This window comes from Frateuria edaphi (genome assembly GCF_021117405.1).
Classification (GTDB): domain Bacteria; phylum Pseudomonadota; class Gammaproteobacteria; order Xanthomonadales; family Rhodanobacteraceae; genus Frateuria_A; species Frateuria_A edaphi.
The window spans coordinates 672559-685899 of the sequence record NZ_CP088251.1 but is presented as its reverse complement, the minus strand read 5'-3'; the positions used below and the strand labels follow the sequence as shown (position 1 = coordinate 685899).

Sequence of the window (13341 nt, the reverse complement as noted above, 5' to 3'; positions counted from 1 at the left end):
GGATGCGGCCCCGTTTCGCATGCACGCAAAGCTCAGGAAAACTTGCCGATCAGCTCGTGCAGCCGATCGCATGCGGACGGGAGCGCCGCCTCATCGATGGTGGCGATGCCCAGCAGCAATCCCGATTGCCGCACGCCGCCGGGCTGGAACCAGGGCGACAGCGGTTCGGGTGCGAGGCCCCAGGCGCGGGCTTCGCGGGCCACGTCAATGTCCGGTATCTGGTCGGGCAGCCGCAGCAGGACGGCCAGGCCGCCGATCTGCGCGCGGTATCCCTTGCGCTCAAGGGCCGCCTGCAGCGCCTCGCCGCGGGCCGAATAGACGCGCTTCATGCGGCGCAGGTGGCGCATGTAGTGCCCCTCGTGCATGAACCGGGCGGTGGCCTGCTGGACGGCCGGACCGGGTGCCGAGCCGAGGCACATGACCGCCTCGTTGAAGCGGTCCACCAGCCCCTCGGGAGCGACGACGAAGCCGAGCCTCAGCGCGGGGCTGATGGTCTTGCTGAAAGAGCCAATGTGGATCACGCGGCCGTTGCGATCCACCGACGCCAGCGCCGGGGCAGCGCGGCGGCGGAGCTGGAGTTCGCCGAGATAGTCGTCCTCGACGATCCATGCGCCGGTGCGCGCGGCCCAGGCGATCAGCTCGATGCGCCGAGCGAGCGACAGCGTGGCGCCGAGCGGTGCCTGCTGGCCCGGTGTCACCAGGGCCAGCGCGGCATCGGGCGCGAGTTCGATGCCGCGGACGACGTCCAGGCCATCGTCGTCCACGGGCACCGGGACCGGAACGAGCTGCGCCAGTTCGAGCGCGCGCCGGCTCTGGAAGAATCCGGGGTTTTCCATCCAGGCCTTGCGGCCTTCCGTGCGCAACACGCGAAAGGTCGTCTCCAGGGCGCCGGCGAAACCCGCGGTGATGAAGACCTGCGAGGGTCGGCAGTCGATCCCCCGCGCCAGGGCCAGGTGCGCGGCAACCTCCCGCCGGAAGGCCAGTTCACCGCGCGGATCGGGATAGACGGCACGCGCGGCGACTTCGGCGCGGGCGGCATGCGCGCGCAGGCGTCCCATCAGGCTGGCGGGAAAGCGGTCCGAGGCCGGGACGCCCATCTGGAAGGTGGCGGGGCCGGCGAGCAGGTGCCGGTACAGCTCCGGCGGCGCGTCCGCGTCGTCGGGCGGAACCGGCCGACCGGTCGCAGGGTGGTCGGCCACCCGCGTACCGCCGGGTCGCGACGAGACGATGACCTGCTCGTCGGCCAGCCGCTCGTAGGCGGATTTGACGGTGCCCCGCGCGACACCCAGTTGCGCGGCCAGCGCCTGCCACGAGGGAAGCCTCGCGCCGGGCGCGAGTACGCCGCTGCCGATCGCCGCCAGCACGCCCAGGCGGATCTGCTCCGCCAGCGTGGTGGCGGCGGAGCGGTCGATGCGGATGTCCAGCGCGCGTGGCATGCCCCATGGTATAGCGAAAATATCGCGTTCTGGTTCTTTCAAGTGCACCTTGGCAGGCGCAAGATCGCGGCCTTCCCCACTAGGAGTCCGTCATGTCGATCAAGCGCTTTCTCGCCACCTTGCTGGCCAGCGCCGCACTCGCCGGAAGTGCCTATGCGCACGCTCCGGACGGCACGGTCAAACCGAACTTCTCGCACGCGCTGCCCAACGTCCCGGGCAAGTCGCTGGTCGCGGTGGAGGTCAACTATCCCCCGGGCGGCGCCTCCGCGGCGCACCACCATGCGCGCTCGGCCTTCATCTACGCCTACGTGGTTTCGGGCGCGATCGAAAGCCAGGTCGACGACGGTTCCGCGCGGGTCTACAAGGCGGGCGAATCCTTCTACGAGGTGCCCGGCGCGCACCACCGGATCAGCCGCAACGCGAGCAAGACCCAGCCGGCCAAATTGCTCGCCGTATTCGTCGTCGACACCGGCGATGCGCCCCTCACCACCCCCGACAAATAGGTAACGGCCATGTCCCAACGCCTCGACTACAACCAGATTTCCCCGGCTGGCGCCAAGGCGCTCGGCGGTGTCTACGGCTACGTGACGCAATCCGGGCTGGACCCCGTGCTGGTGGACCTGGTCTACCTGCGCGTGAGCCAGATCAACGGCTGCGCCTACTGCCTGGACATGCACACCCGCGACCTGCTGAAGCGGGGCGCCAGCATCGAAAAGATCGCGCTCGTCCAGGGCTGGCGCGAAGGCGGCAGGCTTTTCAGCGAGCGCGAGAAAGCCGCCCTGGCCTGGGCCGAAACGGTCACGCAGGTCGCGCAGACCGGCGTGCCGGACGAAGACTTCAAGGCGGCATCGGCGGTGTTCAGCGAAAAGGAACTGGTCGACCTGACCTTCGCCATCGGCCTGATGAACACCTACAACCGGCTGGCCATCAGCTTCCGCAACACGCCCGAGGCGGTGCGCCGCGCGGAAGGCTGAGCACGGAGACGACCATGCTGGCTACAGACATCCCCGGGGTACGCATCCCCGACAGCACCCTCGCCCGCGAGGCGACCGAACTGGTTCGCGACACCGAAAGCGAACTGCTGTTCAAGCACTCGATGCGCGTTTACGCCTGGGGCGCGCTGGCGGGCCGGCGCAAGAACCTGGCGTTCGATCCGGAGCTGCTTTACGTCGGGGCGATGTTCCATGACATCGGCCTTGCCGCGCACTACCGCAAGAGTCCCCTGCGCTTCGAAGTCGATGGCGCGAATGCGGCGCGCGATTTCCTTCGGACCCATGCGATTGCCGAGCGCGACATCGAGAAGGTGTGGAGCGCGATCGCGTTTCACACCACGCCCGGCATTCCGCAGTTCATGCATCCTGAGGCGGCGCTGCTTCACGTGGCGGCAGGGATGGATGTGGCCGGCCGCGCGTACGAGGAGTTCACGGACGAGGAACGCGAGGCGGTGACCGCGGCCTGGCCGCGCGAGGACAACTTCAAGCACGCCATCATCGACGCGTTCTACGAGGGCCTGAAGCATCGGCCGGACAGCACGTTCGGAACCTTCAACGACGATTTCCTGGCCTTCAAGGACCCGGCGTTCCGGCGAGGGGACATGTGCAGCATCATCCTGCACTCGGCCTGGGCGCACTGACGCTTCATCGCTGGACGTAACCGGACGCGGGGCGGGAGCGAAACGCCCGCATGGACACCCTCATCGACCGCTCCCGGCACCTGCTGCCGACGCTCCGCTACCACTGGTACGCGATCCCGCTGCGCCTGATCGTTGGCTTCGGCTTCATGGAACACGGCTACGCCAAGCTCGCGCGCGGGCCGGAGTCGTTCACCGGCATCCTGCACGCGCTGGGGATGCCGGCGCCGGAGCTGCTCGCGTGGGCGACGATCCTGGTCGAGCTGTTCGGCGGCCTGGCGGTGCTGGTCGGCGCGTTCATTCCGCTGGCGAGCATCCCGATGGCGATCGTGCTGATGGTGGCGATCTTCACCGTGCACCTGCCCAACGGCTTCAGCTCGATCAAGTTGCAGGCGGTCACCGCATCCGGTGCGCACTTCGGGCAACCGGGGTACGAGACCGATTTGCTTTACCTCGCCGCGCTGGTCGCCCTGGTGCTGGGCGGAAGCGGTCCGTGGGCGCTGGACCGCCTGTGGCGGAAGCGGTGACGGGGCGTTCCGCAGCCGGGCGGTGCCCTGGCGTCTACGTTTCGTGCTCGCCGTGACAAACCCGATCCTTGCGGGGCCCTAGCCGTTCCTTAACGGATGCTGTGTTCGAGTGGCTGCCAACCAACCGGTCCCAGGTGAGCCCCATGCAGACCCCGCATCGCACGGCATCCACGGAGCGCCCCGCCCGCCGCGCCTGACCGGCAGGTCGGGCCGTCCTTTCACATCCCCCACCCTTCCCGCCCTGCCCCGTGGCAGAGCGCTGCCGGGTTGTCCCCGACAGGAGTGCGTATGGCTGACATTGCGATCATCGGCGGGGGCGCCGCGGGCGCCTCGCTTTTCGGCGAGTTGCTGCGGCGCGGCGCGCGCGTGCACTGGATCACCGGCGACCGCACGGTGGCCGGCCGTGGCGTCGCCTACGCCGCCGGCAGCGACCGGCACCTGCTCAACGTGCGTGCACACGCGATGGGTCTGTTCGCCGGCAGCGAGGGCGAGTTCCTGCAGTTCGCCGCGCGGCAGGTCGATGGCGTCGGCGGCGACGACTTCCTGCCGCGCGGCCTGTTCGGCGACTTCATCGAGGCGCAGGTGCGTTCCTGCGCGGACCAGGCGTTGCAGCAGGGGCGGCAGTTCCAGATCCACGGCGAGGATGCGGTCCAGATCGAGCCGCTGTGCGACGGCGGCTACGCGGTCCGCCTCGCCGGCGGCGTACTGATCAAGGCCGACGCGGTCGTGCTCGCGCTGGGTGCGCTGGCGCCGCGGCCGCTGAAGGCGGTGACGCGCGAGGCGCTGCAGAGCGGAGCCTACGTGCTCGACCCGTGGCGCATCGCGCGACGGGAACCGGCGCCGCACCGCGTGCTGGTGATCGGCACCGGACTCACGGCGGTCGACACGCTGCTCTCCGCCGCCGAGCGCTGGCCGACGGCCGAACTGGTGGCGCTATCCCGCCACGGCCGATTCCCGTTCGAGCACACCGCGCTGCCGCTGGCGCCGTACGCGCGGCAGTCGGCGCTCAATACCGCCCTGCTTGCCTGCGAGAACCCGCTCGCCATGCTCAGGCACGTGCATGCCGCCATCGAAGCCTCGCCACGCACGGACTGGCGCAGCCTGCTCGACGGCATGCGCCCGATCAACGCGCGCCTGTGGCGGCGGCTGGATGCGCAGCAACGGCGGCAGTTCCTGCGCCACCTGCGCTGGCTGTGGGAGGCGGCGCGCCACCGCGTCGCGCCGGCTTCGGCCCGCGCGCTGGACGCGATGCTCGAACAAGGTCGCCTGCAGGTACACGCCGCGCGCGTGCTTGGCGTCGACGGACACGGGCCGCTGCAGGTCAGCGTGCGCCACCGCGCCACGCAGCAATTGGACACGCTCGGCGCGGACCTGGTGATCCAAGCCACCGGACTGGACACCGCCGTCGCGTTCACCGAACACACGCTGCTTTCGCGACTTCTGCGCGATGGATTGGCCACGCCCGACCCGCTGCAACTGGGCGTGGCCGCGCATCCGGACGGGCAACTGCTCAACGCCCGCGGCGAGCTGCAGGTCGGGCTGTACGCGATCGGGGCGCTGCTGCGCGGCAATCTGTGGGAGTGCAGCGCGATGGCCGAGATCCGCGTGGCCGCTCAGCAACTGGCCCGTCGGCTGGCAGGAGCGGATGCGCAGGTGCCGCGCGAAAGCGCGATCACCGCGCGGCCCGCCCTGGCCCCGTAACCGGGCTTCAGCCCACCGACGTTTCCGGAGATCGACGGGCGGAAGCCCGCTACGTCACGCCATGGCCGCCCTGGCCGCCTCGGCCAGCCACTGCATGGCTCCGCGCCAGGGGCCCGGCCCGTGGCTGACGCGCGCCACGCCCAGTTCGCCCAGGCGCGCACGACCCGGCACACCCGGCATGGCCATGACGTTGACCGGCAGCAGCGAGGCTTCGGCCAGGCGCGCGATCAGCGACTCGGCAACCACGCCGGGGACGAACAGGCCGCTCGCGCCGGCATCGGCGTAAGCGCGGGCGCGCTGCAACGCATCCTCGACCATCGCCATGTCGTGCTCGGCGGCGGGCTTCTGGAAGAACACGTCCGTGCGCGCGTTGATGAACATCGCCACGCCCGCGTCGTCTGCCGCCGCGCGCGCGGCGGCGAGACGCTGGACTTGCGCGGCGGTGTCGCGCAGGCGGCCGTTGGCGGGAAAGCTGTCTTCCAGGTTGCAACCGACCGCACCGCCGCGCAGCGCCGCGGCGACGGTGGCGCCGACTTCCTCGGGCGCTTCGCCGTAGCCGCTTTCCAGGTCGATCGTCACCGGTTGCGTGACCGCGCCGACGATGCGGTGCAGGTTATCCAGGGCGAGCGGGAACGGCATGTGTTCGCCGTCCTCGAAACCGTTCGCGCCCGCGACCGACCAACTGCCGGTGGCGATCGCCGCGGCGCCGGCTTCGGCCACCACGCGCGCGCTGCCGGCGTCCCAGGCGTTGAAGAGCACCAGCGGCCGGCCTTTCACGTGCAGGGCATGGAACAGCCGGGCATTGTCGTTCTGCGAAGTCATTGGTCACTCCATCGGGGTCGCACGCATCGGCGCACGGGGCCTGGTGGCCGCCGTGGCATGCGCGGGGGAAACCGCACCGCCACGTCCGGGCGGTGCGGCTCGGGGGGCCGGCATCACGCCGGCTTCGACGCCATCGCGGAGGCGTGCGCCTCCTTCAGCTTGACGGCGCAATCGTCGCAACAGACCTCGACCGTCTGTCCGCCGATCCGTACCTGGATGGCGTTTTCGTCCAGCGGGTAATCGCATGCGGCGCAGGTTCGCTCGCTCATGTCGGATCCTCCTAACCATTGGTGGAACACCCTCGGCGTGCGTCTTCGCGCAAACCGCCACGCGCTTTTGCGCGGGCAATGCGGGATGAAGGCCGGGTGTCGCCCGGGGTGGGCGTGATCAGTAGACCCCGGATGCGCTCCGGACGCTGTCGAAAACTTTAGCGATCATCGGTGCAGCGCGATCTGGCGGAACTCGCTGGGCGTGCGCCCGTACATCTTCTGGAATGCGGCGCTGAAGTGGCTGTGGCTGGAAAAGCCCAGGTCCACGCCCAGCGCGGCGAGGTCGTCGTAATCGCGCAAGAGGTCCAGCGCGCGCGCCAGGCGCAGGCGCAACTGGTAGCGGTACAGCGGCACGCCCTCGACCTGGCGGAAGCTCTGGGTGAGGTAGACCGCCGACACGCCGACTTCCGCCGCCACCTCGGCCAGCGTCCAGCGACGCGCCAGGTCGCGCGAGAGGACTAGCTTGGCGCGGTCGACCAGACGCTGGCGGCCGTGGCTGGAAGCGGCCGCGTGGGTGGTGCGCGGCGCGAGGGCGCGGTGCACCAGGGTCAGCGTCAGGCTCTCGCCCTCCAGCGGCTCGGCGACGTTCTCGCGCAGCGAGTGGCGCAACAGCGCCACCAGCGCCTGCGCGCGCGGGTCGATGCGCAGGCGCGACTCGCGAAAGCGCAGCGGCTCGTCCGGAAACACCAGTTCGGCCGGCGCGATCTCGCGCAGCAGCACCTCGTCCAGGGTCATCGACAGGCTCGCATCGCCGCCCGGGTTCGGATGGCTGACCTGGTAGTCCTCCCCCGCGTTGAAGAACAGCACCTGGCTCGCATCGGCTACCGCGTCGTCACTGCCGACATGGCGCACGTACGTGCCGCGATAGGGGAAGACCAGGTGCGTGCGGCTGGCTCGCTCAACCTCGCCCCGGTGCCGACAGGTGCCGGCACAGACCACATCGTGCACGTCGACCAGCGGCGTGCTGAGCAAGGTCTGGACCTGGAAATCCGTCATGGGGCGGAGCAAGGCGGCAAGGGGATGCGCAGATTAGCGCTCTCAGCCGGTGGCGGAGGTGGGCCGCCAGCCGCCACCGGCATCCGCGCGTCGCTGGCCCTTGCGGGCGTAGAGCATGCGGTCGGCCGCTTCCATCAGCGCCGCGGCGGCCCAGCCGTGTTCGGGAGCGGCACCGATGCCGATACTGGCGCCGGGCCGGGCCGACTCGCGCGCGGCGGCCTCGTTGAGGCCGGCCTCGATGCGGCCGGCGATATCCTCGGCCTGTGCCAGCGTGGTGCGCGGAAGCACCACTAGGAATTCGTCGCCGCCGTAGCGGCCCAGCCGGTCGCCGTCGCGCAGCATCTCGCGCAGGCGCGTCGCCACCCAGACCAGCGCGCGGTCGCCCGCGCTGTGCCCGAACTGGTCGTTGATGGTCTTGAAGCGGTCCAGGTCGATCATGAACAGGCTGAGCGGCGCCTGCTCGCGGGCATGCGCGGCAAGGTCCGCTTCCAGCGCAGCCAGGACGCCGCGGCGATTCAGCACGCCGGTCAGCGGGTCCTGCGCCGCTTCGGTCAGCAGGCTCTGGCGCGAGGTCTCCCAGTACGCCGCCATCTCGTTGAAGCGCTCGGCCAGGAGCGTGAGTTCGTCGCTGCCGCTGACCGGCGCGCGCACCCCAGGCACGCCTTCGCCCACGCTGCGCGCGGCGCGGCCCAGCTCATGGATCGGCCGAAGCAGCGAGCGCACCAGCGCGGCCACCATCAGCGCGGCGGCGAAAAGCGTCAGTGCCCAGCCGGCCACCAGCCAGCGCAACTGCTGGTGGCGCTGGGCGATCGCGCGGAGATAGCGGGCCTTGACCACGGCCGTGAGCTGTCGCCGGGCCTTGGCGATCTCGTCAATGGCCGCCTGCAGTTCCGCCCGGGCGCGGGCGTCGGCGATTGCGTCGGCCTGGCCGGTGGCCAACGGCCTGACCTGCTCGATCAAGCGGCGCACCGAGGGACGGGCGCTGTCCCAGGCCTGTTCGGCCTCGCCGACCTCCGGGGCAATGGCGGTGCCCTGGTCAACTGCCTCGATACTGGCGAAGGTCTTGTCGATCGTGTCGGCCAGCGCCGCGAAGTTGGGCGAGGACTGGCCCGACTGCTCCTCCAGTTCGTCGACCAGCGCGCGCTGCAGATAGTGCTCGAGCGTGCTCAGCGGCAAAAGCATGGTCACCGACTCTTCGACCGACTCGCTGAAGCCCGCCTCCTGTTCGTTGAGCACCGCTACGCTGACCACGCTCAGCGCGACCAGTGGCAACAGCACCAGCACAAGGAAGAGCGCCAGGCGCTGGGCAACGGTGAGCTGCCGTAACCGTTGTTCCCATCTCATCCCGAAGCCTCCGGCCCGCGTCAGACCGGCCGAAGACTAGCGGCTTGAACGGCGACGAAGGGTGACGCGTGTCAGACCGTCGCGTGCGGCCTCCCCCTCCGTCCACTCCTCCCGCGGGAACCGGTCGCCGCTCACAGGCTGGAGAGATAGGCCGCCAGCGCCTGCACGTCCTCGTCGTCCAGCGAGCGGGCGACGCCTTCCATGATCCGCGTGTTGCTGCTGCCGGGGCGCACGCCGTTGCGGAAGTCGGTGAGACGTTTCGTGAGGTAGATCGCCGACTGTCCGCGCAGGCGCGGGATGGTCGACCAGGGCGGGTGAGGCGAACGGGCCGGCTGCACGCGGGGGCCGAGCGCGTCGCTGCCATGGCAGCCCTGGCAAGGGGGGATGCCGCGCTCCGGATCGCCGGTGAGAAACAGTTGTGCGCCGCGCGAGCTGGCATCGGTCGGGCCGGAGGGTTTCGGGGCGAGCGAGGCGTAATGGGTGGCGATGTCGCGCATGTCGGTGTCGGTCAGCGGCGCGGCCTGCCCGCTCATGATCGGATCGCTGCGCTGGCCTTGATGGAACGCCTTGAGCTGGACGTACAGGTAGGTGGCCGATTGCCCGGCCAGGTTGGGAAAGTTGGGCGCGATCGCGATGCCTTGCGGCCCGTGACAGGCCGAACACACGCCGTCCTTGGCCGATCCGGCAGCCGCATCGCCCTGGATCGGAGCCTGTGCGCGCAGATCGAGGAACGCGGCCGACGACGCCGCAGCGGGTGTCGCCGATGGCGGCGTATCGACCTGGGCTTGTACCGACAGGGGTACGCAGGCGACGCCCAGTAGGGACAGCAGCGCGAGCAGCAGGCGGTTCATGCGATGGCCCTCACAGCTTGATGCTGAGCATGGCGCCGACCAGCGTGGCGCGGTAATGCAGCTGCGGGCCGCGGTCGGTGTAGATGCGGTGGTCGTAGACCAGCGTGTCATCGAAGCCCAGGTAGTGCCAGTCCAGGAAGCTGCCGCTCTGGTAGCGGCCGAACAGCCGCACGCCGATGCTGTCGGTGACCGGGAAGCTCAGGCCCGCGTCGAATGTGCTGGAACGGTAGTGGTTGTCCGGGAAGCTGCCGTCGAGCAGCGGCGCCACATCCGGAAACGTCAGTGCGCCGGGCGAGGCGAAGTCGTAGTTGAGCTGGGAGAGCGACTGGGTGTAGTTCCACGCCAGGTCGAGCTTCACCCGCCCGAAGTCGTGCGCGAAGGTGATGCCGGCGTTGTAGTCGCGTTCGCGGTCCAGGTCGTGCCAGTAGTTTTCCAGCGGATAGAGCGTTCCGCCAAAGCTCGGATCGACGCGGCCCGGGCCGCCGAAGGCCGATTCGTCGTCGGCGACGTTGGCGAGCTTGAGCCTCGTCGTTTCGGCGCCGACGTAGACGCTGGCATTGGTATGCGGCCCGGGCTGCCAATCCCACTCGCCAGTGAAGCCGGTGCTGCGCGTATTCTGCCGGCCGACCAGCGCGTCGTACTGGTCGCGGCTGCCGTAGAAGGTCGCCGAGACGGTACTGGTGTCGCCCAGCGGATAGATCAGGATCACCCGTGCCTTGGTTTCCTTGCGGTCGCTCATGTCGTACTTGCGCATGGCGTCGACGGTGAATGCGGGTGGCGGAATGCCGCCGGCATTGATGAAGCCTGGCAGCGACCTGGAGTAATACGCCTCGTAGGGGTCGTAGTTGTACGTGCCGCCACTGCGATCGCCGTACTCGAAGCTCGCCCGCAACGTGGCGTCTCCCAGCGAGCGGCTGACCCAGGAGAGCTTGATGCGCTGCTCGTCCAGCCGCGTGCGTTCGCGGTGGCGCGGCTGGTTGTGGTCGAAGGTGTAGACCAGGCTGAGCGAATCGGATTCGCCGACGTTCCAGTCCGCGCCCAGTTCCAGCAGCGTGTCTCGGTAGCCGAACGGCACGCTGGCGATCTGCACGTTGGAGGTGGCGTAGTAGCCGCTGTCGAAGATGCCCGTCTCGCCCGGCACCACGCTGCCCTGCGCGCCGTTCTCGGAGATGTAGCCGTACTGCCCGGTGAGCGGGTTGTAGGCCAGGTAGCGGGTCTTGTTGTCCTCGTCGTAATAGCGCAGTTCCGCGTGCCAGCCGAAGCGGCGGCCCGGATGGAAGCTGAGCTTGGCGTCGAACAATCCGGTGTCGATGCGCGCGTTGGCATGCGTGCGCGAGAGCGCCGCGGGCGTGTTCCACAGGTCGCACGGGATCAGCTGCTGGAGCGGCCCCACGGCGAAGCCCAGCGTGCCGGTGCAATTGACCGGCGGCAGCAGCGCGTCGTTCTGGCGCATGGTCCCGTAGGCGGCCGCCAGCGAGAGTTCGCCGCGCCACTTGAGCTCGCGTGACAGCTCCAGGCGCAGGTTGTGGTAGTCGTTGTCCGGTTCCAGCGAATACTCGCCATCGACCACCGGCGCGACGTTGGGAACGCCGACCACGTTGTGGATCAGGAACGGGTTCTGGTAGTCCAGGTAACTCTTGTGGTCGCGGAAGAACGAGCCGCTGTAGAGCGCGTTGAAGTGCCACAGCTTGCCGACGCGACGCAGGCCGATATTGACGTCGGTCGTGGTGAAGTCGATCGGCCGGACCGTTTCCATGATGCCGCCGTCGCCACCGAACGGGGAGCCGGTGTCGGTGAAGAACGGATAGTTGAAGAACATCGGCCCGCCCCACAGCCGCGTGCCGTCACGCTTCTCGCTGGTGATCGACGCAAAGCCGATCCAGTCGCGGTAGAGCGCGCCTTCGAGGCTGAGGCCCGTGCGCGTGCGGGTCAGCGCGATGGTGCGCCGGGGCGCGGCAGCCGAGGCCGCCTGCACGGCGGCGATGGTGCTGCCGCCCGGGACGAGGCTCGCCGGCAAGGTGAGGTTGCTGCTGCCGATGCCGTCCCAGATCGGGAAAGCGTTGGTCGACACCGTGTGCGGGATGTCGCGGTAGAACGCCTGGAACTTGTAGTGTCCGTAACGGCCGGCGCGCAGGCGGTAATACTGGTCGTCGCCGCTGATCCGGCTGCCGCGGAACTCGACGTAGCTGCCGGTCTTCGGATTGTCGAAACCGAGCGCGAACAGGCCCAGCGCGGCGCCGTTCTTCCAGTCGGTGTACTGGCGGAAGAACTCCGCGTTGCGGTCGCCGCCGACGTGGATGTAGCCCAGTTGCAGCAGGCCCCAATAGGTCCAGTCGCCGCCCTGCCCCGACGGCTTGCCGGCGAGGTCGTACGGGTAGGGATAGAGCGCGCCACTGGGCGTGCGCAGCATGCCCGGGTGCAGCCACGACATGCCGTCCGGACCGGGCGTCATCAACGGCGACCAGCCGCGCGGGTCCAGCCCGTTGCCGTACTGCATGTCGCCCACGCGCATGGTGTCGCTGCTGTCGCTGGCGTGCGCCAGCGGCGCGCCGGCCAGCAGCGCGAGGAGAATGGCGCGGGACATCGGATGGATGGTGCGCATGGCGTGGCTCCTCCCCCGCTTTTTCGCCCTATTTGTGGAAGCGCGAGCCCGAAGGGTTGTTCGAGCCGTGGATGTTGGTGTGGCAGGTCAGGCAGGCGCGGCCCATCAGGCGCTCGTCGGGGTTCGGCCCGCGGCCCAGGTTGGTCGGCACCTGCAGGTCGTTCGGGTGGCGCGTCATGGTGTGGCACTGCTGGCACAGCATCGGCACCGGCGCCACCAGCAGCGTCTGCTGGTTGGAGCCGTGCGGGTCGTGGCAGTTGAGGCAGCTCTCGCGCACCGGCGCGTGCTCGAACAGGAACGGTCCGCGCTTCTCGGCGTGGCACGCGTAGCAGGTCTCGTTGACCGTATCGGTCTTCAGCAGCGGACGGGTCAGCGTGCCGTGCGGGTTGTGGCAATCGGTGCAGGCCATCTGCCCTTCCGGCAGCGGCATGTGCGAGCGCCGGTTGAACTTGGCCATGATGTCCTTGTGGCAGGTGGCGCAGACCTCGTTGATCGAAGGCTTGGCGAGCACGCCCTCGGGCGACAGCCGCGCCATCGGGTTGTGGCAATCGGCGCACGACAGCCCGCGCGCCTCGTGCACCGAACCAAGCCAGTGCTGGCGCGCGCCGCCGGCATGGCAGCCCAGGCAGACGGTGGTCTGGGTGTGCACGTCGGTTTTCGCGCCGTGGGTGAAGGCGATGATCGCGCCGGGTTGGGTCGGGTTCTTCGCGTGTTCCGAGCCCGGGCCGTGGCAGCTCTCGCAGGCCGCCTGCGGACCGCTGTTGGCCGCGCCGGCATTGAACGCCTGCACGTGCACGGAGTGGGCGGCGTGCATGTCCTCCAGCGAATGGCAGGCGGCGCAGGTCTTCGCACCGACGGGGTCGGCGTCGGGCGCCAGCGGGTTGTGCGGGATCGGGGCGGCGTCGAACGAGGTGGCCGGGCTGTCCTCGACCTGGCGCAGATGCGGGTTGTCCTTGCGGAAATCGCCCGCGCCCATGTCGGTGGCCGGGAGCATGCGCGCGATGTCGGACTGGGTCAGCCCGCTGGACGGCTGGCTAGCGGCCGGCGCGGGCTCGATCTGCGGGGTCGATTGCGCGCGGGCCGCGGACCACACCACGCCGCCGAGCCCCACGGCGATGGACAGCACGGCCGCGAACGAAACCGGTATGGCACGCATGGCTGGC

At 69.6% G+C, this 13341-nt stretch carries 13 protein-coding genes; 5 read left to right on the top strand and 8 right to left on the bottom strand.

The genetic code is table 11. The features are described from left to right. Positions 1-32: 32 nt before the first annotated feature. The gene (gene pdxR / locus LQ772_RS03030; RefSeq protein ID WP_231323886.1) at positions 33-1478 is read right to left on the bottom strand and encodes a MocR-like pyridoxine biosynthesis transcription factor PdxR; all 1446 of its coding nucleotides are present in this window, start codon (positions 1476-1478) and stop codon (positions 33-35) included. 50 nt (positions 1479-1528) lie between these two features. On the opposite strand from pdxR, the gene LQ772_RS03025 reads away from it, so the two are divergent. The 5 genes from LQ772_RS03025 to LQ772_RS03005 all read left to right on the top strand — a co-directional run bounded on the left by LQ772_RS03025 (position 1529) and on the right by LQ772_RS03005 (position 5294). Further along, positions 1529-1939, top strand: a complete 411-nt coding sequence (locus LQ772_RS03025; RefSeq protein ID WP_231323884.1) for a cupin domain-containing protein — start codon at positions 1529-1531, stop codon at positions 1937-1939. Between the two features lie 9 nt (positions 1940-1948). Then, a complete protein-coding gene (locus LQ772_RS03020) occupies positions 1949-2410 on the top strand; it encodes a carboxymuconolactone decarboxylase family protein (protein ID WP_231323882.1) in 462 nt (153 codons plus the stop codon). Positions 2411-2424: 14 nt separating this feature from the next. Next, entirely contained in the window at positions 2425-3069 is a 645-nt protein-coding gene (locus tag LQ772_RS03015; RefSeq protein WP_231323881.1) for an HD domain-containing protein, read from the top strand. Between the two features lie 50 nt (positions 3070-3119). Then, positions 3120-3593, top strand: a complete 474-nt coding sequence (locus tag LQ772_RS03010; RefSeq protein ID WP_231323879.1) for a DoxX family protein — start codon at positions 3120-3122, stop codon at positions 3591-3593. 288 nt (positions 3594-3881) lie between these two features. Then, entirely contained in the window at positions 3882-5294 is a 1413-nt protein-coding gene (locus LQ772_RS03005) for an FAD/NAD(P)-binding protein (protein ID WP_231323877.1), read from the top strand. Positions 5295-5348: 54 nt separating this feature from the next. Here LQ772_RS03005 and LQ772_RS03000 read toward each other — a convergent pair whose 3' ends face one another. The 7 genes from LQ772_RS03000 to LQ772_RS02970 form a co-directional block, all read right to left on the bottom strand. Beyond that, a complete protein-coding gene (locus LQ772_RS03000) occupies positions 5349-6116 on the bottom strand; it encodes an isocitrate lyase/PEP mutase family protein (protein WP_231323876.1) in 768 nt (255 codons plus the stop codon). A 113-nt stretch (positions 6117-6229) separates the two neighbouring features. Further along, positions 6230-6385, bottom strand: a complete 156-nt coding sequence (locus tag LQ772_RS02995) for a hypothetical protein (protein ID WP_231323874.1) — start codon at positions 6383-6385, stop codon at positions 6230-6232. 165 nt (positions 6386-6550) lie between these two features. Next, the gene (locus LQ772_RS02990; protein ID WP_231323872.1) at positions 6551-7381 is read right to left on the bottom strand and encodes a helix-turn-helix transcriptional regulator; all 831 of its coding nucleotides are present in this window, start codon (positions 7379-7381) and stop codon (positions 6551-6553) included. 42 nt (positions 7382-7423) lie between these two features. Beyond that, positions 7424-8725 carry a GGDEF domain-containing protein gene (locus LQ772_RS02985; protein WP_231323870.1) on the bottom strand — a complete coding sequence of 434 codons (1302 nt, stop codon included), beginning with the start codon at positions 8723-8725 and terminating at the stop codon, positions 7424-7426. 131 nt (positions 8726-8856) lie between these two features. Further along, entirely contained in the window at positions 8857-9576 is a 720-nt protein-coding gene (locus LQ772_RS02980) for a c-type cytochrome (RefSeq protein ID WP_231323868.1), read from the bottom strand. 10 nt (positions 9577-9586) lie between these two features. After that, a complete protein-coding gene (locus LQ772_RS02975) occupies positions 9587-12178 on the bottom strand; it encodes an MtrB/PioB family outer membrane beta-barrel protein (RefSeq protein ID WP_231323866.1) in 2592 nt (863 codons plus the stop codon). A gap of 28 nt (positions 12179-12206) precedes the next feature. Continuing rightward, entirely contained in the window at positions 12207-13334 is a 1128-nt protein-coding gene (locus LQ772_RS02970) for a DmsE family decaheme c-type cytochrome (RefSeq protein WP_231323864.1), read from the bottom strand. Positions 13335-13341: the final 7 nt, after the last annotated feature.